17 protein-coding genes are annotated in these 20,065 nt (G+C 41.1%); 4 read left to right on the forward strand and 13 right to left on the reverse strand.

Annotation, left to right across the window (positions count from 1 at the left end):
- Window positions 1–104: 104 nt before the first annotated feature.
- Window positions 105–914: an NRDE family protein gene (locus AAHB15_RS20290; RefSeq protein ID WP_342043181.1), complete on the reverse strand. Its 810-nt coding sequence runs from the start codon at window positions 912–914 to the stop codon at window positions 105–107.
- 186 nt (window positions 915–1,100) lie between these two features.
- On the opposite strand from AAHB15_RS20290, the gene AAHB15_RS20295 reads away from it, so the two are divergent.
- Complete coding sequence (locus AAHB15_RS20295) at window positions 1,101–1,331, forward strand: hypothetical protein (RefSeq protein WP_098531084.1); 231 nt, start codon at window positions 1,101–1,103, stop codon at window positions 1,329–1,331.
- Between the two features lie 67 nt (window positions 1,332–1,398).
- On the opposite strand, the gene AAHB15_RS20300 is transcribed toward AAHB15_RS20295, so the two are convergent.
- A complete protein-coding gene (locus tag AAHB15_RS20300; RefSeq protein ID WP_420491179.1) occupies window positions 1,399–2,244 on the reverse strand; it encodes a VOC family protein in 846 nt (281 codons plus the stop codon).
- Window positions 2,245–2,498: 254 nt separating this feature from the next.
- Here AAHB15_RS20300 and AAHB15_RS20305 point away from each other — a divergent pair, with 254 nt between their 5' ends.
- From AAHB15_RS20305 to AAHB15_RS20315, 3 genes are all read left to right on the forward strand, one after another.
- Window positions 2,499–3,302 carry a UDP-glucose dehydrogenase family protein gene (locus tag AAHB15_RS20305; RefSeq protein ID WP_335573697.1) on the forward strand — a complete coding sequence of 268 codons (804 nt, stop codon included), beginning with the start codon at window positions 2,499–2,501 and terminating at the stop codon, window positions 3,300–3,302.
- Between the two features lie 107 nt (window positions 3,303–3,409).
- Complete coding sequence (locus AAHB15_RS20310; protein ID WP_420491178.1) at window positions 3,410–3,940, forward strand: phosphatase PAP2 family protein; 531 nt, start codon at window positions 3,410–3,412, stop codon at window positions 3,938–3,940.
- 24 nt (window positions 3,941–3,964) lie between these two features.
- The gene (locus AAHB15_RS20315; RefSeq protein ID WP_342043182.1) at window positions 3,965–5,107 is read left to right on the forward strand and encodes a glycosyltransferase family 4 protein; all 1,143 of its coding nucleotides are present in this window, start codon (window positions 3,965–3,967) and stop codon (window positions 5,105–5,107) included.
- A 66-nt stretch (window positions 5,108–5,173) separates the two neighbouring features.
- On the opposite strand, the gene AAHB15_RS20320 is transcribed toward AAHB15_RS20315, so the two are convergent.
- The 11 genes from AAHB15_RS20320 to mglB form a co-directional block, all read right to left on the reverse strand.
- A complete protein-coding gene (locus tag AAHB15_RS20320) occupies window positions 5,174–6,556 on the reverse strand; it encodes an L-cystine transporter (RefSeq protein WP_335573695.1) in 1,383 nt (460 codons plus the stop codon).
- Window positions 6,557–6,765: 209 nt separating this feature from the next.
- The gene (locus tag AAHB15_RS20325) at window positions 6,766–8,391 is read right to left on the reverse strand and encodes an ATP-binding protein (RefSeq protein WP_342043183.1); all 1,626 of its coding nucleotides are present in this window, start codon (window positions 8,389–8,391) and stop codon (window positions 6,766–6,768) included.
- Between the two features lie 131 nt (window positions 8,392–8,522).
- The gene (locus tag AAHB15_RS20330; protein WP_342043184.1) at window positions 8,523–9,944 is read right to left on the reverse strand and encodes a sigma-54 interaction domain-containing protein; all 1,422 of its coding nucleotides are present in this window, start codon (window positions 9,942–9,944) and stop codon (window positions 8,523–8,525) included.
- Between the two features lie 307 nt (window positions 9,945–10,251).
- Entirely contained in the window at window positions 10,252–11,037 is a 786-nt protein-coding gene (locus AAHB15_RS20335) for a 3-hydroxybutyrate dehydrogenase (protein ID WP_342043185.1), read from the reverse strand.
- Window positions 11,038–11,074: 37 nt separating this feature from the next.
- Entirely contained in the window at window positions 11,075–12,508 is a 1,434-nt protein-coding gene (locus tag AAHB15_RS20340; protein WP_335573691.1) for a GntP family permease, read from the reverse strand.
- 271 nt (window positions 12,509–12,779) lie between these two features.
- Entirely contained in the window at window positions 12,780–13,430 is a 651-nt protein-coding gene (locus tag AAHB15_RS20345; protein ID WP_342043186.1) for a 3-oxoacid CoA-transferase subunit B, read from the reverse strand.
- A complete protein-coding gene (gene atoD / locus AAHB15_RS20350) occupies window positions 13,430–14,128 on the reverse strand; it encodes an acetate CoA-transferase subunit alpha (RefSeq protein ID WP_335573689.1) in 699 nt (232 codons plus the stop codon). The genes AAHB15_RS20345 and atoD overlap by 1 nt, the downstream gene beginning before the upstream one ends.
- A gap of 289 nt (window positions 14,129–14,417) precedes the next feature.
- Window positions 14,418–15,596, reverse strand: coding sequence for an ABC transporter substrate-binding protein (locus AAHB15_RS20355; RefSeq protein WP_335573167.1), 1,179 nt, complete (start codon window positions 15,594–15,596; stop codon window positions 14,418–14,420).
- Window positions 15,597–15,967: 371 nt separating this feature from the next.
- Complete coding sequence (mglC, locus tag AAHB15_RS20360; RefSeq protein ID WP_261380745.1) at window positions 15,968–17,020, reverse strand: galactose/methyl galactoside ABC transporter permease MglC; 1,053 nt, start codon at window positions 17,018–17,020, stop codon at window positions 15,968–15,970.
- A 12-nt stretch (window positions 17,021–17,032) separates the two neighbouring features.
- Entirely contained in the window at window positions 17,033–18,538 is a 1,506-nt protein-coding gene (gene mglA / locus AAHB15_RS20365; RefSeq protein WP_335573168.1) for a galactose/methyl galactoside ABC transporter ATP-binding protein MglA, read from the reverse strand.
- A 347-nt stretch (window positions 18,539–18,885) separates the two neighbouring features.
- Complete coding sequence (mglB, locus tag AAHB15_RS20370) at window positions 18,886–19,950, reverse strand: galactose/glucose ABC transporter substrate-binding protein MglB (protein ID WP_342043187.1); 1,065 nt, start codon at window positions 19,948–19,950, stop codon at window positions 18,886–18,888.
- Window positions 19,951–20,065: the final 115 nt, after the last annotated feature.

The following is a 20,065-nucleotide window of genomic DNA, read 5'->3' on the forward strand; positions in this document are numbered from 1 at the left end:
AGAAACGGCATTCTCTCTTCACTGAACTTAAATTTCCGACGGTAACTTTAGTCTTAAAAAATAAACTCTAGGTCTTCTAATTAAATGTTTGATTAGTTTTCAAGTTACAGTTCAATCGTATATTGTTGATTATTTTCGCCGTTCTTCGAAAAGACTCTTTCTATATATTGAAGCTTCGTCCCTGTCATTAACATCACCGTTGAACTTCTCGTTCCATAATGCTCACTCTCTATAAACAAGGGCGAAAGCAGCCGTTCCCATTCCAATGTAACTCCTGTACTTGGAAGAGCCTCATCCGGGGCGGGATCCGCATTTTGCAATAGGGTAAACAACGCTTCTGCCATCCCATCGTTTTTCTCACTTATTATTCGTGCCAAACCTTCCCTCCCTTTTTCCACCTTCGGCCAGCTGCTATTTAATAAATGGTTACTCACTCCATATATACCTGGAGCTAGTTTTTCCAGTTTTCCGCCGACATTAGAGTAATAATATAAATCGTGCCCATCCCCTGCTAATAAGTTATAGCCGGGATACAAGTGATTATGTGCTTCAAGATTTTGCATATACTCTTCCATATTCCCTTTATATTTCAAGGCATCAGCCACTAATTCTCCTCGTGAACGTTTTCCCTCCGTTGCTTCCTTGGGATCGCGGTAATTAGTCAATGCCGCAAAGCGCCCGCTCGTTGTCACTCCCATCCAGGTGCCCATTTTTTCTAGGTCCCGTCCTGCAAGGATTTCAGGATGATCCTCCCAAAAGTACGCGGGAGCGGTTGGCCGCCGATAAAATTCATCACGGTTGGCCGCGACAATTAGTTGATACTCCTTATGAACACGATAGGCAAACAGAATTAAACACACAAAGATCACAACCCTTATAAGAAATACTAATACTAAATAGCCTTCCCATTTCATAATTCGTCACATTCTCAACAAAAACCTTTTACAAGTCCTATGACGGAATAATAGTGCCTGGCACCGTTATTACGCTCTATGACGTAATAATGGTGACAGGCACCGCTTGAATGGTAAAAGCACCGAATTATTTTTTGGGTTTAGTGGAAAATAATCTTGTTTGAAGGATGAATAGGAGGGTGTTTTATGTCTGAGTTAGAGCCGATTGAATACGAAACGGGTACTGCGATTCGTGATTACGACATTATCCAAATTACTCAAACCGAGAATGGGTACGAGGTCCTGCTGGATGTAAATTTAGACAGCGGCTACTCTTTAGCGAGAACAAAATTGGATATTACTCATGAAGATTTACAAGGCTATGAAACCAATGAAATAGAAGAAGGCATTAAATATGCGTTGGGATTTTTTTCATAAGGAAGTATTGTAAATTTAATCGAAATGTCCCCGGCCTTTTTTATAAGAGCGGGGATATTTTCTTTCTTTATATTACTAAGCGAATTTGGTTTCCTGCAGGATCATTTGTTACGTAAAAGGTTCCTTCCCTCTTTAGAGGAGCACCAATTTGCTCTAGTTGTTTCATCACTTTCTCTCTTTCCTCATTATTAGGGAAGACGAGGGAATACCAATTTAAACCAACGCTATTTTCAGGAGGTGTCGGGGCTCCTGATCCCTGCCAAGTATTGATAGCAACATGATGGTGATACCTGCCTGACGAAAGAAATACCGCTTGCGGATAGTAACTCACAACCTCAAAGCCAATACCTTTTGTATAAAATTCTTTTGCTTTTTCTAAATCGCCTACATGGAGATGAATATGCCCCATAATTGTTCCGGATGGAAGGCCCTTCCACTCAGCACCACTCTCCGCTAGAATTCCTTCTGCATCCAACTCTTCAGTGGCCATTTCCACCAAATCGTTTTTCCAGGTCCACTCAAGAGACGGACGGTCTCGATAAACTTCGATCCCATTACCATCAGGGTCATTCAGATACAATGCCTCACTTACATAATGATCGGCTGCTCCTAGCGGGTACCCTGTCAAGATTAAATGGCGTAAAAAGTCCCCTAAGTCGGTACGCGTTGGAAGTAATATCGCAAAATGGTACAAACCTGACATGTGCTCTTGCTTTGGAATGACATCCACTGGTTCTTCCAGCGTTAACAGCGGAGTTTGTCCGTCAGCGGTTAGAACCGCTTTCCGTTCACTTTGCTCCAATAGTTGAAGACCGATAATATTTTGATAAAACGTAACAGAATAATCTAGATTTTTTACTTTTATATTAACCTCACCAACATAAATATTTGGCCCTTGATGAAACTGATCCATGTTCATCCCATCCTTTTTTCTTTCATTAACAATACAATGATTATCATTATAGGGTTTAATTCAATTTCATTAATTATTCATTTTGATCATCTTAAGTGTACCTTGCATTTATCTTGAATTCAAGTATTATAATTTAAGTATATTTTTACCTATTATCTAAAATAACACAGTCTTAACACTCTCTTTACACTAGGTTTAGAAAAAATCCATCATCCGCTAATACAATAGAGTAAACAAATCATTGGAGGGATTGGATGAAGGTTACGGTTGCTGGAGCAGGGTATGTAGGATTGGTCACTAGTGCTTGTTTAGCGGAGCTGGGACACGAGGTGACATGCATAGACATTCAAAAAGAGAAAATTGATATGCTGCAATACGGACGTTCCCCCATCTATGAGCCTGGGTTAGAGTCCCTTTTAGAGAAAAATTTACATAACAAACAGCTGAATTTCACCATGAATCCATATGATGCATACTCAAAAGCTGAGCTGATTTTCATTGCAGTTGGTACCCCAGAACAACATGACGGTTCAGCAGACCTAAAATACATTCATGTGGTTGCCCATACGATCGCTCACTATATTGAGCAGGATGTCATTGTGTGCACAAAAAGTACTGTTCCAGTCGGTACGAACGAGCTCATTCAACAAATCATTGACAGCAGAAAACCTCCTAACCTTCAAGCAGAAGTAGTTGCTAATCCCGGATTTCTTCGTGAGGGTACTGCCATTATTGATTTTTTTCATGAAGACCGTATCGTGATCGGCACCAGTGACCCCAAAGTGGCAGCCTTTATGGAACATTTTTACCAGCCGTTGCAGATCCCAATTTTCAAAACGGACATTCGAAGTGCCGAAATAATTAAATATGCTTCCAATGCTTTTTTAGCAACAAAAATTAATTTTATTAATGAAATCGCCAGCATTTGTGAAAATGCTGGGGCTAACATAGAGGAAGTAGCAAATGCATTAGGGCTGGACAGACGGATTGGTCCTCATGTTCTTAATAGCAACAAAATGAAAACAAATAGTCATTATGAAAAAACCAATAGTTATTGATGGCCGTAATTGTTATTCACTTCAGGCTGTTCAACAGTATCCGATTACGTATCGATCTGTGGGAAGACCTAACATTACAATGTAACCTTATGGAGGGGGAAGTGACCATGATGAAGATAATCCATGCGGTTTATGGATTTGAATGCCGCTTATTACAACGAGTAAATCGACATTACGATAAAAAGCTGTTAAATCTATTCTTCCGAATTATTACACAGTTTGGAGGGGCAGATATTACCATCGCAGCTTCCTTTCTTCTTATCATAATCTCTACAGGTGAACCTAGGTTAACCGCCATTAGCAGCGCTCTTGCATTATCGGCAAGCCATATCCCAGTCCATATCATGAAGCAGCTTTTCCCACGAAAAAGACCGTATTTGATGATAGAAAGTACCAAGTTTCCGACTAATCCTTTACAGGATCATTCCTTCCCATCAGGGCATACAACGGCCATTTTTTCCGTTGTAACCCCCTATATTTTATCCATACCGCAACTTGCATTTGTGCTAATTCCTTTAGGAACGTGTGTGGGGATATCTAGAATTTATTTAGGTCTTCACTATCCTTCTGATATCCTTGCTGGCGGCGTGCTTGGCACCATTACCGGGGTTATTTGTTTTTGTTTGTTATGTTTGTAAGATATAAATGTTAGGAGGGATGATATGAGAATTGCCATTTTCACCGATACTTTTTATCCTGACATAAACGGTGTTGCCCGAACGCTGAAAAGGTTGACTAACTTCTTAGAAAATCAAAACATTACCTTTAAACTATTTGCACCAACCTCTCCTTCAGAGGAGCTTGCTTCCAGGCATATTCACCGCTCTAAGAGCCTTTCTTTTTTCATGTATCCTGAATGCAGGTTAGCTTTTCCAAACCTTTCTCAAATGAAATCAGAATTACAAAACTTCTCACCGGATTTAATTCATGTAGCTACCCCTTTTAACATCGGCCTTTGTGGAGTTTATTTTTCAAAAAAGCTAAATATCCCACTTGTGGGGTCGTATCATACTAATTTCGATTATTATTTGCAGTGTTATAACCTTCCATTTCTATCGAAACTACATTGGAACTATATGCAGTGGTTCTATCAAACATGTAAAAAGATCTTCGTCCCCTCTCCAGCTACATTCCAACTATTAAAACAACATGGCTTTACCAACCTTGAGCTTTGGCCAAGAGGTGTGGATTGCCAGATGTTTCATCCTTATTATGATAAGAAATCCGTTAAAAGCCGTTACATCCGGCAAGATTCCTATTTACTGACGTATGTTGGCCGATTAGCGCCCGAGAAGGATCTATCTACCCTCTTAGCTGTGGCGAAGTCTCTTCCATCAGACATTAATCAAAAAATCCATTGGCTGATCATTGGTGACGGTCCGTTGCGGGAAGAGCTTGAAGACCAATCACCCGAAAATATAACGTTTACCGGGTATTTAGATGGGGAGTGTTTGGCAGAAGTCTATGCGGCATCTGACTTATTTGTTTTCCCTTCAGCCTCGGAAACCTTTGGAAATGTTGTGCTAGAATCACTTGCTAGTGGTACACCAGTGATAGGCGCAAAATCGGGTGGTGTGCAGAATATTATTAGGCCTGGGGTATCCGGGCTCTTGTGTAGTCCCGGTAATGTGGAGGAATTTTCCGAAGCCATTCTGCAACTATTAACAAATGAGCCATTACGGCTAAAAATGGGGACCTCAGGGAGACACTATGCCCTAACCCAGAGTTGGGATCGTATATTGCATAACCTCATCTGCCATTACACGGATGTTATTCAAGAACGTGACCAACAAATATACGCTTAAATAAGTGCAAATATTAAAAATGGTGACAGGCACCGCGTAGGACAACGCGGTACCTGTCACCTGTTTTTAGGCCTCTACGATATTGGGCTGTGAATAAGTCTCTTCGTCGAATTCTCCTGTTGCTTTGCTTGTAAGAACACCTGCAGTCATTGCCCCACTGACATTTAAAGCGGTACGTCCCATATCTATCAGAGGCTCAACTGAAATGAGCAGGCCGACGATTGCAATTGGAAGGTTCATGACCGATAAGACAATTAAGGCGGCAAACGTGGCCCCGCCGCCAACTCCGGCAACGCCAAATGAGCTAATAGCTACAACTAGAATAAGTGTCACAATAAAGGATAGGCTTGTCGGGTCAATCCCGGCACTTGGAGCCACCATCACCGCTAACATCGCTGGATAAATGCCAGCACAGCCATTCTGGCCGATTGTTAAACCAAATGACCCAGCAAAATTGGCGATTCCTTCTGAAACCCCTAGATCCTTAGTTTGGGTTTTAATGGTCATTGGCAATGTTCCTGCACTTGTACGTGAAGTGAACGCAAATGTTAAGGTCGGGAGTCCCTTCGTCACATATCTGAACGGATTCAATTTTACCAATGATAAGAAGAGCAGATGCACAAGGAACATGATGATCAGTGCCACATAGGAGGCTACCACAAACTTTCCTAGTTTTACTATAGCCTCATAATCACTTGTTGCTGTCACTTTTGTGATAATCGCAAGAATTCCATAAGGTGTCAGGCGCAGAATGATAGTGACAACCCTCATGATAATCGAGTAGAGGGTGTCAATGATCTTAGCGAAAAACTCGGCAGGTCCTGGGTCCTTTTGTTTAACCCCAAGGTAGGCAATCCCAATAAAAGCAGCAAAGATGACAACCGCAATCGTAGAAGTTGCCCTCGCACCTGTTAAATCCTGAAATGGATTACTTGGAACTAATTCGATGATTTGCTGGGGCAGAGTCATATTTTCAATTCCTGCAGCCCTTTCTGCTAATTGATCATTTCGTGCCTTTTCGGCATCCCCCTGACTAAGCTGGATGCCATCGAGACCAAAGCCTAATGCCGAGCCAATCCCAATCGCTGCAGAGATAGCTGTTGTTCCAAGCAAGATACCAATGACAAGGAAACTGATCTTCCCAATATTCTTAGTCAATTTGAGCTTTGTGAACGCCCCAACGATGGAAATAAAGACGAGCGGCATCACAACCATTTGGAGTAGTTTTATATATCCGGTCCCCACAATGTTAAACCAATCAATGGATGTGGTGGTCACTTCATGTGTGGTTCCGTAAATCAAATGAATAAGATAACCAAAAATAATACCTAAACCCAAAGCCGTGAAGACTCGTTTAGAAAATGACACATGCTTTTTTTGCATCATAAATAAACCAAACATAAGCAAAAGTAAAACAGCGATATTTACAATGATCAGAACGGTATTCATCGTATTCCTCCCCTGTTTCCTTATCAGTCAACTCGGAATTACATTCATCAAAACCTACTGCTGTTACCATATCAAACGTTTGATAGTTAATAAATATGCCAAGTTGGTCAATATATACCACAACCTTAACTTGCAAACATAAGAAAAGGTAACAGGCACCGCCTGTGGACATTGTCCACGGGCGGTGCCTGTCACCCTTTTAACTATTTTCAACTTACTAGTGGGAGTTTGATTTCTACTTTGGTTCCTTCGTTTAGTTTGCTTTTGTAGGTAATACTTCCATTGTGTTGTTTCAGGATCTTGTGGCAGATCATGACGCCAAGACCTGTACCTTTTTCTTTTAGGCTGTAGAACGGCTCGCCTAAACGAGGGAGCAGTTCCTCAGGGATACCGAAGCCGTGGTCTTGGACCCAAATCATGCAATTATTTGCTCCGTCTTTGCCCATTCGAATTTGAATATCACCGCCAACGGGCATCGCTTCAATCGCATTCTTTATTACGTTTAGGAAAACCTGTTTTAGTTGATTCTTTTCCCCTTTAATAATAAAGGGCCCCCCATCAAGCTTTAAGTCAAACTGAATATTGTTCATATTTGCTTGCGGAGAAAGTAACTCGACTGTATTTATAAGTAAGTCCCCTAGATTTACTTGATCTAACTTAACGGCTTGCGGTTTTCCAAGAGAGAGAAGTTCACTTGTGATCGATTCAATCCGCTCTAGTTCGCTTAAAAGCAAATCATTATATACAATCGAACTATTTTCTGCTTTATATAACTGAACAAAGCCTTTGATTGTTGTCAATGGATTCCGTATCTCATGAGCAACACCTGCGGCCAGCTCCCCGACAATCGATAGCTTTTCCGACTGTAAGAGAACTTCCTCGGATTTTTTCCGCTCTGATATATCCCGGCTGATAATGACAATATTTTCAACAGTATCTTCTTCACCCTTAACAGGCATACACTTAGACTCAAATTCAATCCAGTGTCCATCTTTATGTTTTAATCGAATTTCCACCGATTGGGACTCACTATATTCAAACATTCCTTTAATCACATCTAGAAACATCGGTTTATCATCAGGATGAAGTAACATGAAACATCTATGTTTCTCTAATTCAGAGCATGGATAGCCTAATACATGTTCATGAGAAGGAGAAAGGTAACTAATAGCGTGTTCTTTATTCATCAACATAATAAGGTCTGACGTGTTTTCGGCAATTAATCGGTATTTTGCTTCACTTGCTTCCACTAGTTTGTACATGTGTGACAAACCGCGATTTAACCGGACCAGCTTCTCGTGGGATTCTATCAGTAATACGCCAATAATCACACCCAGCATCACAAATAATAAATACTGGATATGAAATAAGGGTTTATCCCTAAATGCATGAAATATGACCGGTACAATGATGATATAAATTGCGACATATGCAGCGTAAAATAAAATGCTTCTTTTCACACAGGAAAGTCGTTTTGTTACAAAGTGAATAATAGATAAAGTAATAATAATAGCCGTCCAGCCGACAATGGCCGTTGTCCATTGACCACTTTCAAGTAATCTCGTGACTAATGCAAAAATACCTGTAATGGTTCCTGGCAACGAGCCGAAGTAGACAAATGTCAAAATGACTGGTGCATAGCGAATATCATAAGAATAGCCTTGCTGCTGAAAGGATAGCTTGATCAAGACAACGGATACGAATCCGGCATAAACCCCAACCCAATAACGCCAATGTCTCATAGGCTTATGATTAATAAATGAGCCAATGACTAACGGGGTACTGACCAATAGAGAAAAAATGGAGAGATTAATAATGTAGTCTAAAAGAACCAACGGACTCCCACCCAAACTTTGTCAAATTTAAACTATCTCTCTTATCTTAAACCAGAGTTAGTACTATTTCTATATGGACGATGCAATTTATTGCAGGACGATCATCCTAATTTTTGTATAAGATAGAAAATCTATTTTATATCATATAACTTACATTTCTCGTAAAATCTTGTTTTGCCTATTTCCAACAATCTTGCTGCTTCCTGCTTATTTCCGTTTGTCACGGTCAGCGCATTTATAATTGCTTCTTTTTCGACTTGAGCCAGTGTTTCCTTTAACGAGGGAATTGGTGAAAACAATTTTCCAACAGGTTTTGTTTCAGCAACGGGACTATCAACTTGGCTAGAACTCTGCAATTCTAGTTCGCGTAAATATAATGGAAGATGGAATACTTCAATGGTTTGTCCATCAAGCACATTTATGGCCCGCTCCAACACATTTTCAAGTTCACGAATGTTTCCAGGCCAAGAATGCTCCATTAATCTTTGTTCCACTTCTTTGGAAATTTCAATTCCTGTACGAAAAAATTTCCGTTCCAGCTTTTTTAATAGACCCATCGATATTAACTTAATATCCTCTTTCCTTTTATTCAAAGAGGGAATTTCAATTTTTATCACATTTAAGCGATAATATAGATCCCGACGGAACTTCCCTTCGTCCACCATCTTTTCTAGATCGCGATGTGTAGCGGCGATGATACGGACATCAACAGGAATTGATTTTTGCCCACCGACCCGCTGGATTTCTTTTTCCTGCAAAACTCTAAGCAGTTTACTTTGCATCGAAAGCGGCATATCGCCGATTTCATCTAGAAAAAGCGTACCATTATTCGCCATCTCAAACTGCCCTTTTTTCCCTCCCTTTTTCGCTCCTGTAAAAGCACCATCATCATAACCAAATAGTTCTGATTCTAGAAGATGTTCAGGAATGGAAGCACAGTTAATCGCCACAAACGGCAAGGAGGAACGGAGGCTGTGGTTGTGAATGGCATGGGCAAACAATTCCTTTCCTGTACCGGATTCCCCTATTAATAGGACTGAGGAGTTGCTGACAGAAATTCGCTCCGCCAAATTTTTTGCCGCGAGAAATGGCTGACTGCTGCCAATTAAATCCTGAAAATAGTATTTACTCTTTAACTCTTTTTCTACTTTAGTTTTATAATATTTTAATTCTTCCACTAAATGCTGAATCTTTGTTTTATACATCCGCCATTCTTCTGGACTGCGAAACATAACGGTCCCAAGGGCCCCTACAAGTTTCCCTTCGACGAAAAGAGGGTACCGGTTTGCGATCATTTCACTGCCATTAATGGGATGCAGGGCGGCCAGCTCTTTTTTGCCTGTTTTAGCGACAATATGCATCCTTGAATTTTCAATCACATCCTGAACAGGGCGGTTGATCGCCTCTTCAACAGTTGTTCCTAAAAACTCACAATAGGCTTCATTTATATAGATAATTATTCCTTCACGGTCGGTCACGACGATTCTTTCCGCTAATAGATTGATAATCTGTTCATGCCAGTTAGCTGGAATCGCTTCCATTCCTCTAGTCATAGATTCACATCCTTGCTGTATTGGATATATTTATTATAACAAAGGATGATTGGGAATAAATAGATTAGGAGACTTTTCATCACAAGTACAAAAGCGCAAGCGCCTTGGTCAGCCCCGACAAGCATAAGACGAGCCGGCTGAAAGGTTGCTTTTTAACCTTTTGGACGGATTGGCTTATGACCTCGAGGGGCTAGGCGCTGGAGCTGGACGTCGACAGTCCTTTATAACAGTTATCCACAAGCGAAAATTTTATAATTTCCAAAACGACAAGAAAATCCTATCCGATAACGAATAGGATTCTAAAAAATTATTGTGCTGTGTAACCGCCATCCAAAATAACGGCCTGGCCGGTGATTCCTCTTCCTTTATCACTTGCTAAAAAGACAGCATAATCGGCAATTTCCGAAACAGATAATAGTCTTTTTTGTGGAACAAGCGGTAAAAGCACTTCATCAATCACACTGTCTAAACTGACATTTCTTGTTGTGGCTAGGTCAGCTAACTGACTTCTAACGAGCGGTGTATCGACATATCCCGGGCAGAGCGCATTAACGGTAATCCCACTGGTCGCACCTTCTAATGCCGCGACTTTAGTTAATCCGATGACGCCATGCTTTGCACTATTATAGGCAGCCTTTCCAGCAAAACCAATCACCCCATTGATCGACGCCATATTAATCACCCGGCCAAAGCCCTGGTTCTTCATAATCGGGAAGACATTTTTAATGCCAATGAATGGTGCCGTTAACATAATTTTCACTAAGAGTTCAAACTTCTCCGTTGGAAACTCTTCAATCGGTGAAACATATTGCATCCCGGCATTGTTGACTAAAATGTCAAGCCGGCCAAAAGTTTTATAGGCTTGGTGAATACTATTTTTAAAGGCTTCCTCGTTTGTTACATCACACGGTGCAGCTAAGGCTTCAAAGCCCTGATCCCTTAATTCTTCTGCCATCAGTTCACTCTTTTCAGCATTTAAATCGGAAATGATTACCTTTGCTCCCTCATGGGCGAAAGTTTTTGCTATTTCTAACCCAATTCCGCTCGCTGATCCGGTAATGAATGCTGTCTTTCCCTCTAGTAACATGCTCATTTATATATGCCTCCTAATTGCTAATAAACTCTTTTTCTTAAATGATTCCAAAGACCGTATAAAGTGCGATAACAAAGAATACAGCTACTGTTTTAATCATCGTTATAGCAAAAATATCTTTATAGGATTGTTTATGTGTTAAACCTGTTACGGCGAGCAGGGTAATAACGGCTCCGTTATGCGGAAGTGTATCCATCCCGCCTGATGCCATGGCAACCACGCGGTGCATAACTTCTGGCGGAATATTGGCTGCGGCGATTGCCTGGTTATACTTATCGGCCATAGCTCCTAACGCAATCCCCATTCCACCTGAGGCTGAACCAGTCATACCGGCAAGTGTACTTGTTGTGACTGCCCCATTTACAAGCGGATTCGTGAATGTACCGGAAATGCCATCACTAATTTTTGCAAAGCCAGGAAGTGCGGCGATGATACCGCCGAATCCATATTCAGCACCTGTATTCATCGTTGCCAGCAAGGATCCGCCAATTGCGGTGTTTAAGCCTTCTTTAAAGTTTTTCGTAACCCGTTTCCAATCATAGAGAAGAGATGAAATAATACCGACAACTAATGCCATAATAATGGCCCAAATCGCAGCCATGGCCGTTACGTCAACCGTGTAGGCTTTCAAACCAATCGCTGAAAAGTCAAATCCGTTTGGATACCATTTTGGAATGTACGTAATAAATAATTTATTCGTCACTCCCACAAGAATGAGGGGAACAAACGCTAAAATTTGTTTTAGAACGGATTGTTGTGAGGTTAAATCTGGAGCCGCTGCTTCCTTTTCTTCCAATTTTTCAGCGGCAGCTGCGTTTTCCGTACCAAAGCCGTAATAGCCTTCACCAGCTTTTTCTGCTTTTCTTCTTCTTGATTCAAGATACAAGAGTCCTAGAACTAGAACAAAAATAGCTCCGAGGATTCCAAGTGTTGGTGCCGCATAGATATCTGTTTTAAAGAAGTTAATTGGGATGACGTTTTGAATTTGCGGTGTTCCCGGGAGAGCGTCCATTGTAAACGTAAAGGCACCAAGAGCAATCGTACCTGGAATAAGCCTTTTAGGAATATTTGCTTGTCTAAACATTTGTGCTGCAAATGGATAAATTGCAAAAACGGCTACGAATAAACTTACGCCGCTATAGGTTAAAATCGCTCCTAATAAAACAATCGTCAGCATCGCACGTTTTGCTCCAAGTAAACGAACAATCGTTTTAGCGATGGATTCGGCAATCCCTGACATTTCAACCACTTTTCCAAAAATCGCCCCTAATAAGAAGACGGCAAAATAGTTTTTAATGAATCCAACCATTTTTTCCATAAATACTCCAGAAAAGAATGGTAATACATGGCTTGGATCAATAAGTAATACAGCAAGGAGTGCACATAATGGCGCGAATAATATAACTGAAAATCCACGATAGGCTACAAACATCAGCAGCCCAAGCGCCAGTAAAATAACAAATAATTCCATGTAAATCCCCCTAAATTGTTTTTGTAAGCTTCCTCGTTCCCCCCCGAGAGGTAAGCGTTTCCATTTATAAGCTTACATCTTTTCATTTGCAAGAATTATGCCAAAGTTATTTATTAAAGGATTAACTTAAATCCATGTGGATTGATTCCGTTATTCCGGAAAAAATACTGTAAACGTTTCCGATAAAACGGAAAATTCCGTTTTTTCGGAATTACCGTTATTTTCCAGTCTTTTTAAGGATTTGCTTCAAATCTCTCACCAACAAACAATTTTATCTTATTGCTGGACTAACAGTGAAAGAAGCTTCCGTCTTTTCCTTTACTGTTTCTAAATCAACACCCTCTTGAAGTCCCTCCAGAACCAAACCATTCTCTGTTACACGGAAAACAGCTAATTCCGTTACAATTAAGTCAACTACACCCTTACCGGTCAAGGGCAAACGGCACTGCTCGAGGATTTTAGACGAACCATTCTTTGCTGTATGTTCCATCGCAACAATCACCTTTCTTGCACCTGTTACAAGGTCCATTGCCCCTCCCATGCCAGGAACCATTTTTCCAGGAACCATCCAGTTGGCGAGATTTCCCTTCGCATCTGCTTCAAGCCCGCCAAGGACAGTAACATCGACATGCCCGCCGCGGATTAGTTCAAAAGAAAATAGACTGTCAAAGAAAGCACCGCCGCGAATAATACCTGCAGGCTGTCCGCCGGCATTAACCAAATCCGGATCAATGTCGCCTTCTAAAGGACCAAGACCGACATAGCCATTTTCCGATTGTAGGATCACGTTAACGCCCTCAGGCAGATAGTTGGGCACCATGGTTGGCAGCCCAATGCCAAGATTAACAACATCTCCATCTTTCATTTCCTCTGCTACGCGCGCCGCAATGATTTGTTTTGGATTTACGAGTGTAGTAGTCATTACTGACAGCCTCCTTGAACATAAATTTTATCGACGAGGATTCCAGGTGTCATTACCTCATCCGGATCAATTTCTCCCACCTCAACAAGCTGCTCTACTTGCACAATTACAGTGTCTGCAGCCAATGCCATCAAAGGATTAAAGTTTCTGGCAGAACGATGATAAATTAAATTCCCAGCTTTATCAGCTTTATAAGCCTTTAACAAAGCAACCTCAGCACGGAGTGGTTTTTCAAGCAAATATTCACGACCATCGACTGTGATTTTTTCTTTCCCCTCTTCAACAATCGTTCCCACCCCAGTAGGAGTTAACACTCCGCCTAATCCTGAGCCCCCGGCACGTACACGTTCGGCCAAAGTCCCTTGTGGTACTAGTTCTACTTCCATTTCACCAGATATCATTTGCCGGCCGGTTTCTGGATTTGTCCCAATATGTGAAGCGATCACTTTTTTCACGCGTTTATTTACAATTAAAGGCCCTATACCCGCATCCACGAAAGCGGTGTCATTTGCGATCAAGGTAATATCCTTTACATTTGCTTCAAGCATTGCCGCAACAAGCTCCTGTGGTGTACCTACCCCCATAAAACCCCCAGCCATAATCGTCATACCATTTCTAAAAATGGATGAGACTTCTTCCAATGAAATAATCTTATTCACTTCAAAAGCACCTCCTGAAATTAAAAGCGAAGTAAACATCTTTCGCTAAATTAATATGCAAGAACCGTGCCAAGAACAAAAGCGCAAGCGCTTGGTCAGCCCCGACAAGCATAAGACGAGCCGGCCGAAAGGTTGCTTTTTAACCTTTTGGACGGATTGGCTGTAGACCATCGAGGGGCTAGGCGCTGGAGCTGGACGTAGACAGTCCTTTTATTAACAGTTATCCACAAGCGAAAATTTTTTAATTTCCTAAACGAAAAAAAGGACTTTCTCGCTATACTAGCGAGAAAGTCCTTTTTCAAAATCATATTTTGAGAGAAACCTCGATTTATTTAGGATCTACTTTTGTATTAAATACTTGCTTACCATCTTTATATTCTAAAACAGTTGCCGATTTAATTGGGTTGTGGTTTTTGTCGATTGTCACAACACCTGTAACAAGAGAAAGATCTTTAGTCTTTTCTAAAGCTGCTTTAATCTTAGTTGGATCTGTGCTGCCTGCACTCTTGATTGCATCTGCTAATAGATAGACAGAATCATAGCCAAGGGCGTTGAAAGCATTCGGTGATTCTCCATTGTTCTTTTCTTTATAAGCAGCTACAAATGTTTGAATCTTTTTGTCTGGGTCTTCAGATGAATAGTGGTTTGTGATAAATGTGTTGTTTAACGCATCGGCACCAGCTAATTCTACTAATTTCGGTGAATCCCAGCCATCTGCACCCATAAGTGGAGCAGTGATTCCTAATTCACGGGCTTGTTTTACAATTAAGCCAACTTCTTCGTAGTATCCAGGGATAAAAATAAATTCAGGATTTTCGGACTTAATGCGCGTTAACGTTGCACGGAAGTCTGTATCCTTTCCAACATATGCCTCTTCAGAAACAACCTTACCGCCTGCTTTTTCAAACGTTTCTTTAAATGAAGCTGCCAAACCTTTGGCATAGTCACTTGCACTGTCTGCAAAGATCGCAACCTTTTTAACCTTTAATTCGTTAGCTGCAAAGTTAGCTGCAACTGTTCCTTGGAATGGGTCAATAAAAGAAGTACGGAATACGTAGTCGTTTAATTTCCCTTTATCTGTAACCGTTACGTTTGGAGCTGTACCTGATGGAGTTAATAAAACTGTTTTATTGCTATCGGCGATTTCAGCTTGGGCAACAGTGTCACCGCTTGTAGCAGCACCGATAATAGCTGTTACTTTATCTTGGCTGGTTAACTTGATGGCACCATTTGTAGCTTCAGCTGCATCTGATTTATTGTCCACTTTAACAAGCTCAATCTTCTTGCCGTCAACTCCGCCCTTTTTGTTAATCTCATCAACAGCAAGGTTGATCCCAGAAGCTAGTGACTCACCGTAAGAGGCAACTCCTCCTGAAAGCTCTAAGTTCACGCCGACTTTAATCGTATCGCCACCGCCGCCGGCACTATCTTTCGCTCCCGAACATCCGGCTAATACGCCAGCCAATAATGTTGAAGCCATAAACATCTTTGCAAAATTCTTCTTCATTATGATAATCCCCCTTATATCTATTTTCTGATTTTTCTGACATAAACATCCGCTAATTAGTAGTTTCGTAGGAAAGGTATGTTTAGTCGTTGAATTAATTGATATTTAGTATTGTAATACAATTAATTTCATTCGTCTAGTATATTATTTATTAATTTAAATATTTCTGAAATATATTATTTTTCGAACTCATTTAACCTACATAACTCATGTTATTTAGTAATTATCACAATACTTCACTTCTTCCACCAATCTTTAAAGATATTCTATAATATCGAACGATCCATTTTGCAGATAACAACCATAGTTGCGTTTTCATCAATCATATAGTAAAAGACAGCTCTCCAAGTTGGAGGCTGCCTTTGGTTTTGTTATTTTTTCTTTGCGTGTTTGCGCATATCGAAGGCTACTGCGACGATGATGATTAAACCTTTTACGATAAATTGGATGTACGGGCTTACCCCTAGGAAAGCTAATCCATAGTTGATAACCTGGAAAATAAGAACCCCGGTTACGATTCCCGGCACTGTTCCAATTCCACCTGTTAAGGACACACCGCCGACTACACAGGCTGCGATTGCGTCCATCTCATACATATTACCCGTATTGTTTGTGGCACTACCTACACGGCCTGCTTCAAGAACACCTGTGAAGCCGTAAAGAAGACCTGCGATCATATAGATGATGATGATATTTTTTGCTACGTTAACCCCTGAAACCTTTGCTGCTTCAGGATTTCCACCAATTGCATACATATTCTTACCAAGCTGCGTTTTATTCCAAATTACCCAAATAATGAGTGAAACAATAATGGCATAGAAGATCAGGTATGGGAATTCATATTGCCCAAGCTTAATTCCTCGTTGTGCAAACGTTGTAAACTTTTCGCTTAAACCGCCAATCGGCTGTGCACCATATGGAGGGCGGTCAAAGTAGATAGAAGAAGTACCGTACACCACAATCATCATACCTAGAGTGGCAATGAATGGCGGAACATGAAACTTAGCCACAATCACACCACTGATAGCGGAAATCAAACCAGTTGCTAACATTGCAATTATAATTGGAACAAATAGCGGTAATTCTTGTAAATGCGGGTACATTTTATAAGCATAATCACTTGCTTGAAGCATGGAAGCTGAAACAACCGCTGCTAATCCGACCATCCGGCCTGCTGAAAGGTCAGTACCGGCTAGAATAAGGATACCAGCTACCCCAAGGGCGATAATAACACGTGAAGATGCCTGACTTAGAATATTAATTAAGTTCGTCATCGATAAGAAATCCGGGGATGCTACCACAATCCCAACCACTAGTAGAAGTAATACCAAATATATAACATTATCAACAATCCATTTTGAGAAACCTGATTTCGATTTTTGTATATCCTTAGATCCCGATTTTTTTAAAGCTTCTGTACTCATTTTTGTCGCCTCCTAATACAATGCGGCTAATCGCATGATTTCTTCTTGGGAAGTCGTCTTCGTATCAACGATCCCAGCTGCTTTTCCATTACTCATCACGAGAATTCGGTCTGTAGTACCCAATAGCTCCGGCATTTCGGAAGAGATCATGATAATTCCTTTTCCTTCTGCGGCTAATTGGTTGATTAATTGGTAAATCTCGAACTTTGCCCCAACATCAATACCTCGAGTTGGTTCATCTAGCAATAAAATATCAGGCTTTGTTAAGAGCCATCGCCCGATAATAACCTTTTGCTGGTTACCGCCGGATAGACTGCCAATCGATGTTTTTTGCGATGGCGTTTTTACCTTCATCGAATCAATGACCCATTGAGTATCATCCGCTACTTTCTTATTGGATAGAAACCCGCTCTTTGTTTTGTACTGCCTCATGTTAGAAATAATCGAGTTAAAGCTGATGCTTAAATCTGAGAAGATTCCTGTTGACCGTCTCTCCTCGGTTACAAGTGCAAATCCGTTTTTGATGGCATGCTGTGGAGAATGGTTTTTAACCTCCTTGCCGTTCAGCTCAATTTTTCCGGATTTCAATGCCCTGATTCCAAAGAGCGCTTCGACTACTTCTGTCCGCTTAGAACCAACTAAACCGGCAATTCCAAGAATTTCACCTTTTTTCAGTTCAAAGCTTACATTTGAAAAAGAAGGCTGAGTTTCTGCTGTTAAATCCGAAACCTTTAAGATCACATCTCCGGGCTTGTTTTCCTTAGCAGGAAAGCGCTGTGATAAGTCGCGGCCTACCATTAGCTTAATAATCTCGTCTGTAGTTAAGTCCTTTGCACTTCTAGTCGCAATGTACTGACCATCACGCATAATCGTGACTTCGTCAGAAATCTTTAAGATTTCTTCCATTTTGTGCGAGATATAGATGATCGCGACATTTTCACTTTGAAGCCTTTTAATGATTCTAAATAAATGATTGACTTCCGTCTCTGTTAAGGAAGATGTCGGCTCATCCATTACGATAATTTTTGAATGATAGGACACAGCTTTTGCGATTTCGACCATTTGCATCTCTGAAACAGATAACGAACTAACCTTGCTGCGCGGGTCGATATTAATGTCTAAACTTTTAAAAATAGCAGCGGTATCCTCGTACATTTTCTTTTCATCTACGAAAATACCTTTCTTCGGATAACGCCCAAGCCATATATTATCCATGACATTTTGCTGGCGGACCTGGTTCAACTCCTGGTGCACCATGGAAACGCCGTTTTCTAAGGCTTGTTTGGAGTTGGCAAATGAGATCTCATTTCCATTAAAGGTGATTTTGCCTTCGTCCATCGAATAAATTCCAAATAAGCATTTCATTAAGGTCGATTTCCCTGCACCGTTTTCACCCATTAAGGCATGGACCGAACCCGGTTTCACTTTCAAGGTAACATTGTCTAAAGCAAGTACCCCGGGGAATCGTTTTGTAATATTTTGCATTTCAAGTAGATTGGCAGTACTAGATCCTGTCATAAGTGAACCTCCTAACTTAACAATTTAAAAAATATGAGTGGCCCTTCCTATTCCGGCTCATATCTATTTAATAAAAAACTATCTGAATTTAAAATTGCACGGTTTCTAGCTTTACTCATGAAAGCTTAGTTCTCCGAACGAAGGAAAAGCATAATCTTTTCCTTCGTTCGAAGAGCGCCAAGGGGGATGGCTCTCCCACCCCCGGAAGGCGCTTCCGCTTTTCTTATTGTCTAGCTCCAGCGCCTAGGGGCTCGGGTCATAAGCCAATCCGTCAAGAAGGCTAAAGGGCAGCCTTCTCGCCGGCTCGTCTTATGCCGGTCGCCCCTGGGCAAGGCGCTTCCGCTTTTCTATTTATAGGCATCCTTACCAACTTGGATGTTGTCTTTTGTGATTTCAACGTAAGGAACACGAACCGCTTTCTTGTCATCAAGCTTCCACTCTGTTCCGTCTAGAACATCCTTGCCTTTTGCAGCATTTGTAGCTAGGTCAATCGTTGCTTTACCTTGGTTCTTCGCGTCATTCAAGACTGTACCAACCATTTTGCCTTTTTCAATCATTTCAAGTGCTTCTGGAATCGCATCCACACCTACAACTGGGACGAACTTATCTCCAGAGAAGTAGCCTGCTTTTTCAAGTGAGGAAATTGCACCTAATGCCATACCATCGTTGTTAGCAATTACAAATTCGATCTTATCGCTGTACTTAGAAACCCAAGCATCCATTTTTTCAGTTGCTTTGGTTGCATCCCACATCGCCGTATCCATTGCCAATTGTTCCACTTGAATACCTTTAGATTTCACAGTGTCAACTACATATTTTGTACGAGCCTCCGCATCTGGATGTCCTGGCTCACCTTTTAATAGAACATATTGAAGCTTGCCGTCATGGTTTTTGTCCCACTTATCTTTGTTCGCTTCCCAAGCCTTAGCGATTAATTCACCTTGCAGAACGCCTGATTCTGATGAAGTAGTTCCGACATAGTAGGCTTTATCGTAGCCTTGTAATACACTTTCATCTGGCTCTTTGTTGAAGAAGATGACAGGAATATCTTTAGCTTTTGCTTTATCCACAATGGTTTGAGCTGCTTTTGGATCAACTAGGTTGATTGCCAGCGACTTTGCACCTTTAGCGATTAACGTATCTACTTGCTCGATTTGTTTGGCTTGGTCATTTTGTGAGTCGTTCAGCATTAAGTTAATATTTCCTTTTGCTGAAGTTTCCATTGCACGGCGTACGTAAGACATGAAGTTATCATCAAACTTATAGATGGTTGCTCCAACAGCTGGCAGCTTGCTGTCTTTGCTGCTTGCAGAATCTCCAGAACCGCTCGTGGAACTGCTGCAGCCTGCCGCTAATAGAATACTAGATGCAACTGTTAAAGATAGAATCAAACCTTTTTTCTTCACACTCATCAATCTCCCTTTACTGTTTTATAAAGACCCTATTAAGCTGTTTTCTTGGAGCTTAATTCAGCCCTAATGTAAGCCCTTGCAAATATAGTAGCATGGTGACAACGGTTACAGTAGG

This window comes from Bacillus sp. OTU2372, from assembly GCF_038440275.1.
Taxonomy (GTDB): domain Bacteria; phylum Bacillota; class Bacilli; order Bacillales; family Cytobacillaceae; genus Neobacillus; species Neobacillus bataviensis_B.

Bases quoted from the DNA above. Each gene is read 5' to 3' on its own strand.
- AAHB15_RS20290 (WP_342043181.1), bottom strand. From the start codon at position 914: ATGAAATGGGAAGGCTATTTAGTATTAGTATTTCTTATAAGGGTTGTG.
- AAHB15_RS20295 (WP_098531084.1), top strand. From the start codon at position 1,101: ATGTCTGAGTTAGAGCCGATTGAATACGAAACGGGTACTGCGATTCGT.
- AAHB15_RS20300 (WP_420491179.1), bottom strand. From the start codon at position 2,244: ATGGATCAGTTTCATCAAGGGCCAAATATTTATGTTGGTGAGGTTAAT.
- AAHB15_RS20305 (WP_335573697.1), top strand. From the start codon at position 2,499: ATGAAGGTTACGGTTGCTGGAGCAGGGTATGTAGGATTGGTCACTAGT.
- AAHB15_RS20310 (WP_420491178.1), top strand. From the start codon at position 3,410: ATGATGAAGATAATCCATGCGGTTTATGGATTTGAATGCCGCTTATTA.
- AAHB15_RS20315 (WP_342043182.1), top strand. From the start codon at position 3,965: ATGAGAATTGCCATTTTCACCGATACTTTTTATCCTGACATAAACGGT.
- AAHB15_RS20320 (WP_335573695.1), bottom strand. From the start codon at position 6,556: ATGAATACCGTTCTGATCATTGTAAATATCGCTGTTTTACTTTTGCTT.
- AAHB15_RS20330 (WP_342043184.1), bottom strand. From the start codon at position 9,944: ATGACTAGAGGAATGGAAGCGATTCCAGCTAACTGGCATGAACAGATT.
- AAHB15_RS20335 (WP_342043185.1), bottom strand. From the start codon at position 11,037: ATGAGCATGTTACTAGAGGGAAAGACAGCATTCATTACCGGATCAGCG.
- AAHB15_RS20340 (WP_335573691.1), bottom strand. From the start codon at position 12,508: ATGGAATTATTTGTTATTTTACTGGCGCTTGGGCTGCTGATGTTTGTA.
- AAHB15_RS20345 (WP_342043186.1), bottom strand. From the start codon at position 13,430: ATGACTACTACACTCGTAAATCCAAAACAAATCATTGCGGCGCGCGTA.
- atoD (WP_335573689.1), bottom strand. From the start codon at position 14,128: ATGTTTACTTCGCTTTTAATTTCAGGAGGTGCTTTTGAAGTGAATAAG.
- AAHB15_RS20355 (WP_335573167.1), bottom strand. From the start codon at position 15,596: ATGAAGAAGAATTTTGCAAAGATGTTTATGGCTTCAACATTATTGGCT.
- mglC (WP_261380745.1), bottom strand. From the start codon at position 17,020: ATGAGTACAGAAGCTTTAAAAAAATCGGGATCTAAGGATATACAAAAA.
- mglA (WP_335573168.1), bottom strand. From the start codon at position 18,538: ATGACAGGATCTAGTACTGCCAATCTACTTGAAATGCAAAATATTACA.
- mglB (WP_342043187.1), bottom strand. From the start codon at position 19,950: ATGAGTGTGAAGAAAAAAGGTTTGATTCTATCTTTAACAGTTGCATCT.